This is a genomic window from Rhodococcus sp. NPDC049939 (assembly GCF_040656415.1).
Taxonomy (GTDB): domain Bacteria; phylum Actinomycetota; class Actinomycetes; order Mycobacteriales; family Mycobacteriaceae; genus Rhodococcus_F.
In genome coordinates this window covers 283915-299681 of the sequence record NZ_JBFAMC010000002.1, presented here as the reverse complement: position 1 = coordinate 299681, position 15767 = coordinate 283915, and the positions used below count along the sequence as shown (strand labels likewise).

Below are 15767 nucleotides of genomic sequence, written 5' to 3'. Positions count from 1 at the left end.
TCACGCTACCCCGGAGCACGCACGACGGCGATCACCCCATGGGGATGTGGGCTTCGGTGTTCGCTCGTTTGTCGAAAGGCGGAACGACGGTCCCCCAGCGCACGCATTCCCAGCCCCCACCCGGGAGCGGAGCCAACTCGACCGACTGCGTGTTGGCCAAGCCAGTGCCCGCAGCGAAGGGTCCGGGGACCTCCGCCAACTGAGCGGCGACGAGTCGAATCGCAGCGCCGTGACTGACGAGCACCACATCGCCAGGTTCTGTCGGGCCAGACAGGTATTGCTCCCGAAGGGACTCCACCACCGGGACGTACCGTTCGAGGATTTCGTGGGCTGATTCGCCCCCGGGCGCACGTGCATCCAGGTCACCGTTGTGCCACAAATGAAACGTCTTTATCCAGAGCTTGTGCGACTCCTCATCGCTGCGGTCCTCGAGCTGACCCACCTGGGCCTCGTGCAGACCCTCCCGCACCTCGACGGTGATTCCCAGCGCGATTTGAATACGCTGGGCAGTCTGCCGGGCCCGCAATGCCTGCGAAGACACCAACGCGGCCGTCCTCGCCGCCGCCGCGAGATCGATGCCGAGCTGTTCGGCCTGCGAGAGACCTTCGGGTGTCAGTCTGGCGCCGGGCAGACGAGTGTCGAGCCTGCGTTCGACGTTGGCCTCGCTTTGCCCGTGTCGGACCAAGATCAGGTTTCCGGTCACAATTCCCTGTCTCCCTGCCGAAGTCGCTCGATCCAGTCCGCTGCGTCACCCTCGGGAGGCGGGGGTGGCCCACTCGGGTTGGCGGCGGGCCATGACCCCAGGAACCGCAGCTTCGACTTGCGGTGCAGCGCCCGGAACGCCTCGGCCACCAGCGGATCGTCGATGTGCCCGATGCAGTCCACGAAGAAGCGATAGGTTCCCGGGTCGGTGCGGATGGGTCGCGACTCGATCCGGATCAGATCGATTCCGCGGGTTGCGAACTCGGACAGAACCCCGACGAGGGATCCCGGCGCGTTCTTGGGCTCGAGCACGGCGGAAGTGCGGTCTCCCCCGGTTCGCTCCGGCACTCGGGTGGGCGCCGTGACGAGTACGAACCTCGTGCGCGCTCCTTGCACGTCCGCGACCCCGTCGGCGAGGGTACTCAGACCCAGCCGTCTACCGGCCAACGCGGTTGAGACCGCCGCATCTGCGAGGCCGTTCGCCACGTCTTCGGCTGCGCCTGCGTTGGACGACGCAGACTGCAGTTCGGCACCCGGGCAGTGCTCCTGCAGCCACAACCTCACCTGTCCTGCCGCGACGGGATACGCGCGAATGCTGCGGACCTGCTCCAAGCTCCCGATCCCGGTTGCGCCCAGGATCGTGAACTGCACATCCAACTCCGTTTCGGCGATGATCTGCAACCGGTCACCGAGCGCGAGCGCATCGAGTGTGGGCACGACCCCTCCCTCGACGGTGCTCTCGATGGGGACGACGGCGGCGTCGGCAAGTCCGTCCCGGACCACCTCGAGCGTGGCCGCCGGACTGGAAGCGGGAAGCCTCTCGGCGGGTCCGTCGAAGGTGCCCGCCGCCTCGAGTTGGGCAAGCGCCATCTCGGTGAATGTTCCCGAGGGTCCGAAATACGCAATTTTTGGCACGCCTACGAGATTACGCACCGAGCGGTGACCTTCCGCCGCATTGGAGATGAATAGTTACTGCAATCCGAGAGCGGCGAGTTCGCGCTCGACGAGCGATGGGTCGGACACTTCGACCCCGAGCAAGACCTCGCGGACGGCCTCCGCCGCCGCGGCATTCAGGACGGTCAGTTTCGCGGGTTCGGGATTCGCCAGAGCCCGGCGTGTGTCCTCGCCGCAAAGCGAGGCGACCGTGCCCGACAGAAGCGAGAGCACTTCGGCCGTGTCCTTCGCTCTCGCGACATATCCGATGTCGGCGTGCGCGAGAACCGCCAGAAAGTCGGCTACCGCGCCGATGGAATGCCCGCTGGAAAGCCCCGGAACGCATCCGGCCTCCACTATTTGCAGAACAGTATCGCCGAGCCCCCGGTCGTCACCGGTAGAGGCGACGAATATCGCTAGCGGAGCTGACAATCGGAGGGCCAGGGCCACGGTGAGTTGGTCGACAGAACAGTCGAGGTGGAACCGAACGGCCTCGTAGGACGCCTGCTCGTGGGTCTGCAATTCGGCGGGGTCGACGTCGAGGTCGACGATAACTCTGCCTGCTTCGGTTCCCGCTGAGTCGAGAAGCTTCGAGGCCGCGACCACCGGCGGACCGAACGAGTCGCCCACGGACAGGTCTGAGCGACTGGTTGCATCCACGCACGCACTGAGCAGTCCCTCGAGTAGCGATTGCGGTCCGCGACGGCGCGGTACGCCGAGCGAGAGAGGTATTGCCACCGTTCAACCGTAGCGCCGAGCAGAGCCTTGCCTTCAACACCCTCGTCACTTAGGTTAGGGTTACCTTATTGTTGCGCGACCCAGGAGACCCAATGCCTGCCGAGACCACCGGACCGTCTACCGCCGAACGTTTGCGTAGCTCCGTTGCACGGACCAAGAACGCAGTACTGGCAGTCGAAGGAAGCGCTCCCACCATTACGTCCGTGCACCATCTGCGGTCACGAGGCGACGTAGTCGTCGCGGTACCGAACGACTCGCCCGCAGCCATGTTGCCCAGGCTCTCCGGAGCGGTCCCCGCCGTTCTGGAGCTGACCGACTACTCGCCGCTCGCGCTTCGTGAACCCGTGCGATCCCTGGTCTGGTTGCGCGGCAACCTCCATGCACTTTGCGAATCCCATACCCGATCAATCGCCGACGAGGTGGCATCCGAATTCCCGCACCCCGGTCTCCTCGATGTCGGACATGATGCCGCGCTACTGCAGCTACGGCTCGAATCCGCAGTGGTCGCCGACTCCAGTGGCGCCGAATCCGTCGATATGGACGATCTGCTCGCCGCTCGGCCCGACCCCTTCTGGGAGACGGAATCCGCATGGCTTCGATATCTCGAAGAAGATCACCAGAACATCATCGAACTGCTGGCCTGGAAACTACCTCCCCACATGCGGCAGGGGCGCGTCCGGCCGCTCGGCATCGACCGCTACGGATTGCGGTTGCGCACCGAAGGCGACCACGGTGACCGCGACATCCGAATGCCGTTCGGGGCGCCAGTGGACGACGCCGCTGGGCTGAGCAGGGCAATCCGAGTCCTTGCGGGCTGCCCGTTCATGAATGGGCTCCGTGCGCGCAGTAGCACGATATTCGGTTTCGGCGCACGCTAGCGTAAGTCATGTGATCTCGCGTGCGACGCTCGACTCGTGGCTACGGCCGGCATCACCCGAACCGGCAAAGCCGATCGACGACCGCGAGCGACGTGGACTGTGGATCGAGATCACGATCGTCCTGCTCGTCACCTTCGGCGCAAGCGGGCTTTCCGGGATACTGTCACTATCCGAATCGCTGCTCATCCCTGCCCCTCTGGCAGATCAGTCGGTGGCCCTCAACGTCCCCCGCGCGGAGAACGCCTTCATCGATGCCGCCCGGCAACTGCTTGGCGTGGTCCAACTGCTCGCTTGGTCCGGCTTGGGGCTGTATCTCCTGTGGCGCAGCGGTTTCGGCCCGAGCAGCATCGGTCTGGGCCGATTCCGCTGGCGTCCCGACGCGACACAGGGTGTAGGACTCGCCGCTCTCATCGGACTCCCTGGACTTGGCTTCTACCTGTTGGCGCGCGCATTCGGCGCCAATCTCACCGTCGTCCCGAGCACTATCGAGGATCACTGGTGGCGACTGCCCGCTCTGATCCTCTGGGCCATCGCAAACTCCGGCGCGGAGGAAGTGCTCGTCGTCGCGTACCTCATCACCAGACTGCGGCAGCTGGGGTGGGGTGAGAATTCTTCGCTACTCGCCTCAGCGGTCCTTCGTGGTAGCTACCACCTCTATCAGGGGTTCGGTGGCGGTGTGGGCAATGTGGTGATGGGACTGGTGTTCGGTCGGTATTGGCAGAAGACTCGACGGTTGTGGCCTCTCGTGATCGCCCACGCCACCATCGACTCGGTCGCGTTCGTCGGTTATACCGCCCTGCGTGGGCACGTCGGCTGGATCCCCTGAGTCTGTTGGACCAGTAGAGTCATTCCGATGACCGGCGACGCTCCCCATCCCCCGCTACCACCTCGTCCGCCCCGGCGGTCGAGGGGCGGACAGCCGTCGCGGTCGCCATCCGATCGGCGACTTCCACCCCCTGGCCAGGGTGTCCCTCCACAAACCGGACGGGTACCACCGCCTGCCCCCGCGCGACCGGGACCTCCCCATGCCCGTGGCGGCGGTGGCCGCCGTGGCTCACAAGTGCCGCCTGAAGAGGGCACCCAGGTGATCCGTCGAGCCGGACGCGGTGCGCCGCCGCCTCCGCAGGCCTGGTCGCAGGCCCCGCAACCTCAGCAGGTTCGTTCGGCGCCGCCGCGAGGCCATGCTCCCACTAAGACACCCCAACCTTATCGGGATACGCCGGCACCACCGCCAGGTGCGCCCGGCCGTCAGGCACCACCCCCAACGCCCACACCGGGCCGTTCCGCAGAGCCGTCACAGCAGAGTCGACCGAGACGAAAGCGGCACTGGGGTCGACGAATCGGCGCCTTGCTCCTGCTGTTGATCCTGGCGTTGGTGGGCACGACGTACTACCTGGACACGACACTGGACCGGATAGACGCACTGGCCGACTACCCCGGCCGGATCGCCGACACCCCCGGCACCAACTGGTTGCTGGTCGGCTCAGACAGTCGAATCGGGCTGACCCCCGAACAGGAACAGGAACTATCGACCGGCGGCGATACCGGAGGCGGTCGCACCGACACCATCATGATCGTGCACGTTCCGAGCAGCGGCGGCCCGGCAACGATGGTGAGCATTCCGCGCGATTCCTACGTGCCGATTCCCGGGTACGGCCGCGACAAGATCAACGCATCGTTCGCTCTCGGCGGTCCGCAACTTCTGGTGCAGACCGTCGAAGGGGCCACCGGCCTGCACATGGACCACTACGCGGAGATCGGATTCGGCGGATTCGCCGGCATCGTCGACGCGATCGGCGGTGTCGAGATGTGCCTCGACAACCCCATCGACGACCCCCTCGCCGGGATCAATCTCGCGCCCGGCTGCCAGGAACTGTCGGGCGCAGAAGCCCTCGGCTTCGTCCGCAGTCGCGCCACGGCGCTCGCCGACATCGACCGGATGAACAACCAGCGGATGTTCATGTCGGCGCTGATGGAGAAGGTGGCAAGCCCTTCAACCTGGCTCAACCCGTTCCGGGTCTGGCAACTCGTCACCGATACCGCCGAATCGCTGAGCATCGACGAGAGCGCCCACATCTGGAATCTTGCGGCCCTGGCCTTGGCCATTCGTGGCGACGTCGTCACCACCACCGTTCCGATCGGTGGTTTCGAGGATGTTCCAGGGTCTGGAAACGTGTTGCTCTGGGATCGGGATCGGGCTTTGCAGTTCTTCGACGCACTGGCGAACGACCGCCAGCTTCCAGCCGATTTGGTCACTACCGGTCTGTGACCTGCAGGGAGTACACCCAGGCGATGCTGGGCGTCGACGCGCAAGTACGGGGCAGATCAGAATGTGTGGCCGACGTATGGGGAGCCCGACCAACGATCCCCGATTGCCAGTCGCGGACGTATTCGCCCGGTCTTCGCAATCGGGTCGGTTGCGGCGTCCCCAGCAACCAGCCTCACCTCCACCGGTTCGTGCACCCTCAACCCCTCGAGTTGGATGCAGGCGGCCATTTGTGGGCCACCGATCATGTTGGCTTCCGCAACGACCTGGCCAGACCGAGGGAACAAGTCGTCGGCCATCCCCACAAGCTGTATTTGTGCTGCGGTGGAGTTTTCGGGTCGCGGCGTGACCGACTTGACCCCGCCACCGACCAACGCAGCTACGACGACCGCAGCAGCGCCAACGATGAACGGCGCACGAACCGGTACTGCTTTCATACGGATTTCTCCAGGAGGACGTCTGATTCGAGAAAGTCCTGCTGCCCCGAAATGGCCAGCGGCACGCAGAGTCTCACTATCCTGTCCGGCACGAATTGATGTCGGCACCAAACAATGCTTGCGTTGGTCATCTGCCGTTGCGGCAGCCGGAGGAAATCCGGGAGTACTCGGACGAGTACGTCCCTTACGAGTATCTCCGCGAATACGTGCCGCGTCCGTCCCCCGAACAGACCCATTGTCGCCCTATCCGGGTGTCCCCCGATCGGACCAACGACCGACCATCGCCGGATCCCCCGATCGGACCCGGCAACCCTGAGCAAGCAGCTGGGCGAAGTCCCAGGATCCACGACCAACCTGCGGCCATCCCCCAGCTGTTACGCCATGACGTTCTCGCCCCGAGGCAAGAGCCGACCTCCGCGAGGCAGGTCACCAGATCCTGGGCATCTCACCGGCTGCAATTCATGGCAGCGGTTTGATGATGCGACAAGAATCCCCGGCTGCGGAGACATGCGCGCCGAACTTGTAAGCACCTGTCCCCGACGTACGGAAAAATGAGGTTTCTCGCGTCTAAGTGGAGAATGCGTTGATGACACCACCGACCAGATGGCCGTCAGACGGACAGGTGAGAAAGCTGTGGTCATATCAAGGATTTCACGTGAAGGTCGCGCTCAGCTGAGTGTCCTGACGGTAGCGACGGCGCTTGTCGTCGCCGCCGCTCTTCTACTCTCCGCGAGCGCGCGGCCAGAGCCCACGGCACCCGCGGACTTCGTGTCATTGCGAGACGTCGATCCGACGATCCTGCAAGAGATCCGCTACTACACACCGCACAATTTCACCGGTGCCCCCATCGACGGCTACTGGGCACCCATGTGCATCCTCACGCGTGAGGCGGCAGAGGCGCTGAAGCGCGCGCAACGGGAGTTTCTCGAGCAGGGATACTCGCTCAAGGTGTACGACTGCTACCGCCCACAGCGCGCGGTAGACAACTTCGTCGCGTGGGCCAAGGATCTGTCAGATCAGCGGATGAAGGCCGAATTCTATCCCCGTGTCGACAAGGCAAACCTGTTCCGCGACGGCTACATCGACGAGCGCTCTGGACACAGCCGCGGGAGCACCGCCGACTTGACGCTGGTGAAACTCCCTGCCAAGCCGACTCGACCCTACGTTCCCGGGGAGCCGCTGACGGATTGTGCGGCACCGCGTGAAGAACGCTTTCCTGACAACTCCATCGATATGGGAACCGGGTTCGACTGTTTCGACACTCTTGCCCACACGCTCGATCCGCGGATCCAGGGCGAACAGCTGAAGAACCGGCTACTGCTGAAGGACGGCCTGGAAAAGCAAGGCTTCGTCAATTTGCCCTACGAGTGGTGGCATTTCACCTATCAACCAGAGCCGTATCCCGACACCTACTTCGACTTTCCCATCGACCGAGACTCACTCAACTGACCGAGCCCTCAACGGGATCCGATCTCTCACTACACCTAGGAAGATCCCAGTTATTAGGTATGAATTACTTTGGGAACCCTTGCCATAATTAGGCAAAACTTGCATGACAAGAGCTCTGACCAGCGCTATTGTTGCGCCATGGCTCCTACCGACGTGCACCAAACGAAATTTCTAGGTCTGCTTCACGATCAGATCAGAAATGAGTTCAACGCGTCCCACCAGTACGTCGCAACAGCCGTGTACTTCGACAATGCGGATCTGCCGCAGTTGGCCAAGCACTTTTACAAGCAGGCCGTCGAAGAACGCAACCACGCGATGATGATCATTCAGTACTTCTTGGATCGTGGGATCAACGTGGAACTGCCCGGTGTGGACCCGGCCAAGGGGCAGTTCGATTCTGCGCGTGAAGCAATCGCCCTCGCGGTGAGCCAAGAAAAGACGGTCACTGACCAGGTCGTGCATCTTGCCAGCACCGCCCGCGAGGAGGGCGACTACCTCGGTGAGCAGTTCATGCAGTGGTTCCTCGAAGAACAGGTCGAGGAGGTCGCGAGCATGACGACCCTGTTGACCATCGCCGATCGAGCGGGCAGCAACCTGTTCGACCTCGAGAACTTCGTGGCACGCGAAATGGGCACAGTCACAGACACTTCCCGAGCACCCAGGGCGGCCGGCGGTTCCATCTGACCGGCCTGTGCGTGGGGGCGAGTCCGTGCTCTCGCCGACCACGCACAGGCGGGCGACTATCTCAGGGTTACCTGGCGGCCCCGCAGGCCGTCGCGGGCGCGTCGTTCCTCGGTAGTCAACGGCGCGTCGACCGCGAGAGCCTGCGCTAGTCGCGCACCGAGTTCGATCGTCCCCGCTGCCCATTCATTCGGGTGTTTCTCCCGATCGAGATCGAACACCGGGACCAGTAGGCCGTGCGTTCGGAAGGACCCGGCATACCGCGAACCCTCACCGACGTGCAGACCGCCCGTGGCGTGCACGCGCGCGAGGGCGAGCATCAGATCGTCTTCGTTCTCCGGCCGCACCCAGCGAAGGTGCGCCCTCTCTCCGGCATCTACCCACCACGCCGCGACGATGCCGTCGGCCTCTACCCGAGCGGAAGGCATGATTGCCGCATTCGCGTGCTGCACGGTGCTCGCAACGTCGGGCGCCGGTTCCACACCCTCGGGGATCCACCAGTTGAAGTCCTGGTGCACCGTGATGTCCAGCAGCGCGTCCGCGTCGATCAGATCGGCCAGGGCCGGGGTCTCGGAATCGGGGTCGGCGAACGTGAGCGACTCACCGGGATCGGCATCGCGAGCCCAGACGACGGATGCGGCCAGATCCGCACCGAGATCGGCCGAATGCGCTTGGACCTGCACCCCGACGAAACCGGTGGCATCGTCCCCTTCCTCGCGGACCAGTGCCGCGACTGCACCCGGCAGCACGGTCGCGAGCGTCAGCGCGCGTGGCGAATCCTTAACGGGGAGCGGGGCTGTCGCCGAGGGCACGAACTCACGCAGCGCTACGAGATCACACTCGGCTGCGAGCCCTTCGAAAGGCCGGGTCACTGCCGCCGCGGCGCTTTCCCGTTCCGCCTGTCGCCGCGCGATCTTCTCGGCACGAGCGTTGCCTGGCTTCGGACCGCTGTTCCTCTTGCTCTTCTTTCCCACGAACCCAAAACCTACACCGTTCGGGAGACGTGCCAAAGCAGCCGAGGGATAGCCGGAGATGCTTGGCGTTCGAGGCCTGCCAGCACTCGAGATTCGAGACCACGCGCAATTGCTCACCGTCGAGGACATCCGAACCTCGACGCAGGTCGGATCAGGATGCGAGCCAGTCCCTGGTACGGCCGGGGTAGTTGGTGGCCACCCAACCGACGCCGAGTTCGCGGCACAGCTCGACGTCGCTACGGGTGTCCACGGTCCAGCAGTAGGTGGCACGTCCCGCCGCCGCAGCCCTGTCGACGATGTCAGGGTGCTCGTGCAGGGTCTTCACAGATGGTCCGACCGCAGTGGCCCCGACTGTCGTTGCCGCTCCGCCACCGAGAACACGGGCAGACTCGCCGAGCAGGACCGTCGGGAGCAGCGGCGCCGACCGTCGGATCCGCCATACCGCACTGGCGGAGAACGACATCACGACGGCGCGCGCATGGTCGGCAGACGGTGGCGCCCCGATGCCGAAGCGCTGCAGCTCGGCGAGGACCTTGCTCTCGACGAGGCTGCCGAATCGCACGGGGTGCTTGGTTTCGATGAACAGCTTCACCGGGCGCGCCGACCAGTCCAGCGTCAGCTCGATCAGGGTCCTCAGGTCGAGGAGTTCAGCCGGTTCATCCTGCGTGCCGTAATTGAAATCGGCCAACTCGTCGCGCGTCATCTCACTGACGATGCCGGTGCCGGTGGACGTCCTGTCCACGGTGCGATCGTGGATACACACCAGGTGGCCGTCCCGGGTAAGTCGCACGTCACACTCGAGACCGTCCGCACCCTCTTCGAGTGCAAGTTCGTACGCGGCGAGTGTGTGTTCGGGCCGAGCCGCGGACGCGCCACGATGCGCAACCACCCGTGGGACAGGCCGGTCGGGGCTCACGAGGTGAGAGCTTCCCGGTCGGCGATCACCCAGCGGGTAACCGCCTTCGATCCCCTCAGAGTCCGGCCTTCGAGTCTGCGGACGACCATCAATGTCGCCACCGCGGTCGCGGACGCGACCAGTGCTGTGAACGCAGACAGCAGCACGCCGTCGGCCATGGCCTGCAGGCCGGGACGCGAGCGCCAGAACCAGTTGAATAGGACGAGCACGGCCCCGAATACCCAGAGGGACCACCAAGCGCGGACCAATGTGACTGCACGCGGATCCCGGCGGATCACCTCGAGCAGGAAAACGCCCGGCATCACAAGGTTCAGGCCAGGCACGGCACACCCGACGATCACCTCGCCAGTCGACCGCGGGTCCGATTGCTTGGAGTTGGTGAAGGCGCGACGACGAATCCGCAACAGCCAACACACCGCGCTGATTCCGGACAGCAGCGCGAATAGCGTCCCGCCGACCTGGCTGAAGAACACTGCGGAGTCTGACAGCGCAAGCACCGCCGGATCGATCAGCCGGGTTCGGTTGTAGACCAGAATTCCGTAACGTGCCAGTTCGGCCAGAACAGCCAGTCCGAAGAAGATGGCGGTCAAGGCAAGGAAGAGTGCAACCCTGTCGGCGAACAGTTTCGGCCAGTTGCGGCGTGAAACCGGCATCTCGACCCGATCTTGCAACCCCCACCGAGGGACTTCTGTGTACCGCGGCGTGGGGCTCGGTACCGACGGACGCGGCGCCACGCCGGCCCGCTCCAGCGGCACCCGGGCGATCCAGCGGAAGCCTCGTCGATCAGGGGGGAGATGCTGGTCTGTCCGAACCGGCTCGAGCAGCACTCCATGGCAGCGGGGGCACCACTGCATCGGAGCGCCGACCACCGACCATCTGCTCGCGCATCGTGCGCACACCTGAAAGACGCTCATGCGCTCAGCACCCACTTCACATCGCAATTGTTTCACGACCTGTGTATGGGGGCGGACGACTGCCAAATCCACCTCTCGTGAACCAAATATGTGAGCCAAGCCACAGAATTCCTCGAGTTATCCACAGTTTCCACAGATTCATACACAGTTGTGGCCGTTGTGAGTGGCACTGATGCACAGGTCAGAGCTCATTCGGAAGGGTGGCTGTTGACAGATTGAAGCGGGCCGTCCACAACCGTGGACAGCCTGAAACCGCACATTTCGGAATTGTCGGACAACGGCGAACGACGTCCGGCCCGGAATTACCCCTCTGATTCGGGATGCCCGCGAAGCAACCCGAGAACTCCGGACCGACCGTCGTCTTCCCCCCCATCGGGGCGAGATCTCCCCGACATTTGTACTGACGCAGCCCGGCGCAATCTGGTTCCAGGAAATCTGTAGCCGCCATGGCCCTGTAACCTCGGGGACCGATGATGGAAGAAGTCGGGTCACGGTTGCACCTCGGGCCAACCCGAGTTCTTCAACTGGCAGCAGGTCTCATTGCTGCACAACTACTTGTACGGACCTGGGTTGCCGCCAACGGCGGCTACTACTGGGACGACCTGATCCTGGTCGGGCGCAGCTCGAGCGTGCCCTTGTTCTCGAGTGATCTTCTTCTCTATGACCACGACGGTCACCTGATGCCGGGCGCCTTCCTGGTCGCAGGAATCACGACGCGGATCGCGCCATATCAATGGATCCTGCCGGCGTTGACAATGATCGCGCTGCAAGCGATCGCGTCGTATGCGGTCTTCCGGTTGTTGCGAAAGATCCTCGGTCCGCGCCCTGCGCTACTGATCCCGCTGGCGCTGTACCTTTTTGCTCCCCTGACCCTGCCGGCGTTCGCGTGGTGGGCTGCCGCACTCAATGCGTTGCCGCTGCAAATCGCGCTGGCCTGGGTGGCAGGGGATGCGTTGGACCTCTACAGGACGGGACGTCGGCGGTACGCGATCTCGGGCGCACTCGTACTGATCATGTCGCTGCTGTTCTTCGAGAAGTCGGTTCTGGTGCCGTTCGTCGCTTTCGCGACGGTAGCTCTGCTCGCACATATCGACGGTCGTGAGAAGCCCGTCGAGTCCACACTGCGCCAATGCGCACTCTTGACACTGCGCCGCGGCGCACCGCTGTGGATCGCTTCGGCATTGGTGCTCGCTGTTTGGGCAGCGATCTACCTCTCCTCGGTCGAGTCCCGGTTGGTGCGACCGGACGTGGTAGCCGCCATCCAACTGTTCAGCCACGCCACCTCGCAGGGACTTCTCCCGACTCTCATCGGCGGCCCATGGGCATGGGCGCGTTGGATCCCGAGCCCATCGTGGGCCACTCCCCCGACGATTCTGGTAGCGGCCGGCTGGGTCGCCCTCATCGTGGCGGTGGTCGGCACCCTGCTGTACAAACGCCGCGTCGTCGCGGTGTGGATCCTGACGGCTGCATACTTTCTCCTGTCCGTGGCCGCGATGATCGCTACCCGGTCAAGCGACAACACCGCGTATGAACTCGCGCAGACCCTGCGCTACTTCACCGATACCGCCGTGGTCTTGGCGATCGCCCTCGCCTTGATCGCGCGCGCCCCGCGTAGGAGAGTCACGCCACTGAACGTGCGTCCGCTCGTTGCGGTCACCGCCGTAACGGCGTTCGTCGCCAGCAGCCTGTGGTCGACGTACACCTTCACCCGGAGCTGGGACGAGAACCCGACTACCGACTACCTCGCGACCGCGCGTGCGTCGCTCGCGGAACACGATGACGCGCCGATCCTCGACCACCCCACGTCCATCTGGGTACTGCTACCGGTCGCCTACCCATACAACATGGTGAGCCGGCTCCTCGGCCCACTGCGTGACCGCCCGGAGTTCTCAGACAGCACCCCCGACCTGCGGATGATCAACGACGACGGTTCAGTCATCGACGCCCAGGTCACGTGGGTGCGCGCGATCGAGCCCGGCCCGGTCGAGGACTGCGGGCACCTCGTAGATCAGCGGAGCTTCGTGCCGCTTCCCCTCGACGGTCCGCTGATCGGCTGGGGATGGACGGTAGAACTCAACTACATGGCCGACGCCGATGGGGAGATTTCGGTCGCAATGGAGGACGGCGACCCGGTACGGGTTCCGGTGCAGCGTGGCCTGGGCTCGGTATTCGTGCGACTCGTCGGCGGCGGTGAAAACCTGAGGGTGAGCACCCTTACTCCCGATCTGGCCGTCTGCATCGGCGTCGGACCTGTGGGGGTCGTGGTGCCGAAGTAGCTACCTGCCGTACCGCGACCAGGCGACGCGGGCACTGGCCGCACTCACGATCGCGGCCGCAGCCGAATCCCAGCCGGCAGCAGGGAGTCCCAGCTTTGCGAAGAGCGAGCGCCGAGCCTCCGTCACTTCGAGTCTCGCGCCTGGGAACCTGGCCTCGACCACCTCACGCAGCGTTCCGATGCCGTCCACGATGCCGAGCTCTGCGGCGCGACGCCCCAGCCAGACGTCGCCGTCGAACAGATTTGCCTCAGTTTCCTTCAACTTCTCGCCGCGCCGTCCGACCACCCAATCGCGGAACTCGTTGTGGATGCCTTCCTGGATCGTGTTCAACCATTCGACGTCCTCGGACTTCTCCACGAAGAACGGGTCCAGGCGGGCTTTCGCTTCCCCCGCCGAGTGAAGTCGCCGTTCGATACCGAGGCGCTCGATCAATTCGGAGAAGCCGAAACCGGCCGAAATGACACCAATGGAGCCGACGACGGAGGTGGCGGACGCGTAAATCTCGTCGGCTGCGCAGGCCAGCCAGTATCCACCGGACGCCACGACGTCCTCACAGAATGCGATCACGGGCAATTCGTGTTCGGTGGCGAGTTGCCGAATACGAGAGGCGATGTATTCACTCTGAGTCGGTGATCCACCGGGACTGTTGATCAGGAGCGCGACTGCCTTCGCGTCGTGAGTGGTGAACGCTCGCCGAAGGGGTTCCTCGACGGATTCCGCGCTCAGCACACGGGAGAACCCTGCACCACCAGAAGCGATCATTCCATGTAGGCGCACCACTGGGACCACTCCCTCACCGGAACCTCCGAACCGATCCGGCAGCTTGTCGACCAGAGGTTTCGGCAGGGTAATCGGCTTCTTCGGCATGAACCAAGCGTACCGAGGCGAGATCAGGCACAGTGACACCCATGGAGTTGCGAATTTTCACCGAACCTCAGCAAGGCGCCACCTACGACGACCTCTTGGCCGTCGCGCTGGCCACCGAAAGGTGTGGATTCGACGCGTTCTTCCGGTCGGACCACTTTCTCCCGATGAACGTCGAAGGGCTGCCTGGGCCGACGGACGCGTGGATCACCCTGGCTGGACTGGCCCGAGAGACGTCCAAGATCCGACTGGGCACGCTCGTCACGTCCGCGACGTTCCGCCGCGCCGGACCCCTCGCCATCTCGGTGGCGCAGGTGGACCAGATGAGCGGTGGCCGAGTCGATTTCGGCATCGGTGCCGGATGGTACGAAGAGGAGCACCAGGCGTACGGGATTCCGTTCCCTTCACTGAAGGAACGGTTCGAACTACTCGACGAGTCACTCGCCGTTATCACCGGACTGTGGCGCACTCCCGTCGGCGAAACCTTCTCTTACGACGGGACACACCTGGCCGTCAAGGATTCGCCCGCCCTTCCCAAGCCGCGGCAGCCACAGGGTCCGCCCATCGTCATCGGCGGCGGCGGCAAGAAGAAGACTCCAGCGCTCGCGGCGAAGTACGCAGACGAATTCAATGCGCCCTTCCATCCACTCGACGCGGCGCGAGAAGCATTCGCGCGGGTTCGTCTCGCGTGCGAGGCGATCGACCGTGACCCGACCGAGTTGGTGTGCTCGAGCACGTTCGTCCTCTGCTGCGGCCGTAACGAAGAAGAGGTCACGCGGCGTGCCGCGGCCATCGGGCGCGAGGTAGGCGAACTGCGGGAGAACGGACTCGCCGGGTCGCCCGCCGAACTGGTCGACAAGATCGGACGCTACGTCGATGCCGGGACGCAGCGGATCTACCTACAGACCTTGGACCTGAGCGACCTCGACCACCTCGAACTGGTCGCGAGCGAGGTTGTACCCCAGTTGTAGAACCCGACCGAACTCAGTGTCTTGTGGTCGAGTCCAGGAACTTTCGGATGTCGCGGTCCCATTGGGCGTAACGTCCTCGGTTCAGGAAGGTCCGGGTGAGCAGGAAGCCGGACAATCCGACAGTCATGACTGCGAACCAGGTGAAGACCCCTGCGGTCACACCGGCCACGCGCGCGGAAGTCGGCGTAATCGGTTTGGCGACGAGGTTCCCACCTGAATCGACCCAGATCTTCTCGTGTGTGCCGGAAGGTGTTCCGGGGTAAACGGCGATGTTGCCCTTTCGGGTGTCGGTACCCCACGTCCACTCGGCGGGCGCAGCATACGCCTCGGACGAGGCGAAACGTAGGTTCATGGACGCGTTGGACGCGTCAGCGAGCGTGGTGGCGGTAACTGTGCTGTACTCCGCGGCCTGCTGCCGCGCCAGGGCCAACTGATTGTCGCCGGTATGGGCGCCCGCAACGACGGCTAGCGGCAGCATCACGAATGCAAGCACCACCAGCAAGGTCATGGCTCGGCTCTCGATCCGATCCGAGCGTCTCCGAAGAGGATTGTTTCGACGGGAATAACGCTTGCGTCCTCCCCATGGATGAGAATTGTTCCACATTCTGAACCCCGTCCCCTCGCCCACAACCCCCGACGACTCAGGGCCATACGCAAGCACTCAGAATCAATTCGACAGGGCGCGCTCTCGGGCACTGGGGGCCCTCTTATGGCTCGCCCTCCCACGAATCTGTCGCGCCACCAAGCGTACGCCGCAACGGTACGTGC

General features: G+C 64.1%; 16 protein-coding genes. 7 read left to right on the top strand and 9 right to left on the bottom strand.

The features are described 5' to 3' along the window. Window positions 1-31: 31 nt before the first annotated feature. The 3 genes from AB0I57_RS10750 to AB0I57_RS10740 are packed head-to-tail and all read right to left on the bottom strand — an operon-like array spanning window position 32 to window position 2373. Entirely contained in the window at window positions 32-703 is a 672-nt protein-coding gene (locus AB0I57_RS10750) for a histidine phosphatase family protein (protein ID WP_358334102.1), read from the bottom strand. After that, window positions 700-1617 carry a prephenate dehydratase gene (gene pheA, locus AB0I57_RS10745; RefSeq protein ID WP_358334099.1) on the bottom strand — a complete coding sequence of 306 codons (918 nt, stop codon included), beginning with the start codon at window positions 1615-1617 and terminating at the stop codon, window positions 700-702. Before pheA ends, AB0I57_RS10750 begins: the two co-directional genes overlap by 4 nt. Before the next feature lie 54 nt (window positions 1618-1671). After that, a complete protein-coding gene (locus AB0I57_RS10740) occupies window positions 1672-2373 on the bottom strand; it encodes a hypothetical protein (protein WP_358334096.1) in 702 nt (233 codons plus the stop codon). Window positions 2374-2465: 92 nt separating this feature from the next. Between AB0I57_RS10740 and AB0I57_RS10735 the strand changes: the two genes are divergently transcribed. The 3 genes from AB0I57_RS10735 to AB0I57_RS10725 all read left to right on the top strand — a co-directional run bounded on the left by AB0I57_RS10735 (window position 2466) and on the right by AB0I57_RS10725 (window position 5520). Next, window positions 2466-3251, top strand: coding sequence for a DUF2470 domain-containing protein (locus AB0I57_RS10735; protein ID WP_358334093.1), 786 nt, complete (start codon window positions 2466-2468; stop codon window positions 3249-3251). A 10-nt stretch (window positions 3252-3261) separates the two neighbouring features. Further along, window positions 3262-4077 (top strand): CPBP family intramembrane glutamic endopeptidase, encoded by an 816-nt coding sequence (locus AB0I57_RS10730; RefSeq protein ID WP_358334090.1) that lies wholly within the window; start codon window positions 3262-3264, stop codon window positions 4075-4077. A 258-nt stretch (window positions 4078-4335) separates the two neighbouring features. Next, window positions 4336-5520, top strand: coding sequence for an LCP family protein (locus tag AB0I57_RS10725; RefSeq protein WP_358334883.1), 1185 nt, complete (start codon window positions 4336-4338; stop codon window positions 5518-5520). Between the two features lie 56 nt (window positions 5521-5576). Here AB0I57_RS10725 and AB0I57_RS10720 read toward each other — a convergent pair whose 3' ends face one another. Then, on the bottom strand, window positions 5577-5954 hold the full coding sequence (locus AB0I57_RS10720; RefSeq protein WP_358334087.1) for a hypothetical protein: 378 nt from the start codon (window positions 5952-5954) through the stop codon (window positions 5577-5579). A gap of 633 nt (window positions 5955-6587) precedes the next feature. Here AB0I57_RS10720 and AB0I57_RS10715 point away from each other — a divergent pair. Together AB0I57_RS10715 and AB0I57_RS10710 are read left to right on the top strand one after the other, a co-directional pair. Further along, entirely contained in the window at window positions 6588-7403 is an 816-nt protein-coding gene (locus AB0I57_RS10715; protein ID WP_358334085.1) for a M15 family metallopeptidase, read from the top strand. Window positions 7404-7541: 138 nt separating this feature from the next. Next, window positions 7542-8087, top strand: coding sequence for a ferritin (locus tag AB0I57_RS10710; protein WP_358334082.1), 546 nt, complete (start codon window positions 7542-7544; stop codon window positions 8085-8087). Window positions 8088-8143: 56 nt separating this feature from the next. Here the strand turns inward: AB0I57_RS10710 and AB0I57_RS10705 are convergent, their stop codons facing one another. From AB0I57_RS10705 to AB0I57_RS10695, 3 genes are all read right to left on the bottom strand, one after another. Continuing rightward, window positions 8144-9058 carry a DUF5926 family protein gene (locus AB0I57_RS10705; protein WP_358334080.1) on the bottom strand — a complete coding sequence of 305 codons (915 nt, stop codon included), beginning with the start codon at window positions 9056-9058 and terminating at the stop codon, window positions 8144-8146. A 151-nt stretch (window positions 9059-9209) separates the two neighbouring features. Further along, a complete protein-coding gene (locus AB0I57_RS10700; protein WP_358334077.1) occupies window positions 9210-9974 on the bottom strand; it encodes a glycerophosphodiester phosphodiesterase family protein in 765 nt (254 codons plus the stop codon). Beyond that, a complete protein-coding gene (locus AB0I57_RS10695) occupies window positions 9971-10627 on the bottom strand; it encodes a DUF4328 domain-containing protein (protein WP_358334074.1) in 657 nt (218 codons plus the stop codon). The genes AB0I57_RS10700 and AB0I57_RS10695 overlap by 4 nt, the downstream gene beginning before the upstream one ends. A 731-nt stretch (window positions 10628-11358) precedes the next feature. Between AB0I57_RS10695 and AB0I57_RS10690 the strand changes: the two genes are divergently transcribed. After that, complete coding sequence (locus tag AB0I57_RS10690; RefSeq protein ID WP_358334071.1) at window positions 11359-13164, top strand: hypothetical protein; 1806 nt, start codon at window positions 11359-11361, stop codon at window positions 13162-13164. On the opposite strand, the gene AB0I57_RS10685 is transcribed toward AB0I57_RS10690, so the two are convergent. Next, window positions 13165-14031: a S49 family peptidase gene (locus AB0I57_RS10685; RefSeq protein WP_358334068.1), complete on the bottom strand. Its 867-nt coding sequence runs from the start codon at window positions 14029-14031 to the stop codon at window positions 13165-13167. Window positions 14032-14072: 41 nt separating this feature from the next. On the opposite strand from AB0I57_RS10685, the gene AB0I57_RS10680 reads away from it, so the two are divergent. Then, entirely contained in the window at window positions 14073-14999 is a 927-nt protein-coding gene (locus AB0I57_RS10680) for an LLM class F420-dependent oxidoreductase (protein ID WP_358334065.1), read from the top strand. A 13-nt stretch (window positions 15000-15012) separates the two neighbouring features. On the opposite strand, the gene AB0I57_RS10675 is transcribed toward AB0I57_RS10680, so the two are convergent. Continuing rightward, window positions 15013-15507 carry a hypothetical protein gene (locus AB0I57_RS10675; RefSeq protein WP_358334062.1) on the bottom strand — a complete coding sequence of 165 codons (495 nt, stop codon included), beginning with the start codon at window positions 15505-15507 and terminating at the stop codon, window positions 15013-15015. Window positions 15508-15767: the final 260 nt, after the last annotated feature.

Bases quoted from the DNA above. Each gene is read 5' to 3' on its own strand.
- AB0I57_RS10695 (WP_358334074.1), bottom strand. From the start codon at position 10,627: ATGCCGGTTTCACGCCGCAACTGGCCGAAACTGTTCGCCGACAGGGTT.
- AB0I57_RS10690 (WP_358334071.1), top strand. From the start codon at position 11,359: ATGATGGAAGAAGTCGGGTCACGGTTGCACCTCGGGCCAACCCGAGTT.
- AB0I57_RS10735 (WP_358334093.1), top strand. From the start codon at position 2,466: ATGCCTGCCGAGACCACCGGACCGTCTACCGCCGAACGTTTGCGTAGC.
- AB0I57_RS10680 (WP_358334065.1), top strand. From the start codon at position 14,073: ATGGAGTTGCGAATTTTCACCGAACCTCAGCAAGGCGCCACCTACGAC.
- AB0I57_RS10720 (WP_358334087.1), bottom strand. From the start codon at position 5,954: ATGAAAGCAGTACCGGTTCGTGCGCCGTTCATCGTTGGCGCTGCTGCG.
- AB0I57_RS10675 (WP_358334062.1), bottom strand. From the start codon at position 15,507: ATGACCTTGCTGGTGGTGCTTGCATTCGTGATGCTGCCGCTAGCCGTC.
- AB0I57_RS10710 (WP_358334082.1), top strand. From the start codon at position 7,542: ATGGCTCCTACCGACGTGCACCAAACGAAATTTCTAGGTCTGCTTCAC.
- AB0I57_RS10685 (WP_358334068.1), bottom strand. From the start codon at position 14,031: ATGCCGAAGAAGCCGATTACCCTGCCGAAACCTCTGGTCGACAAGCTG.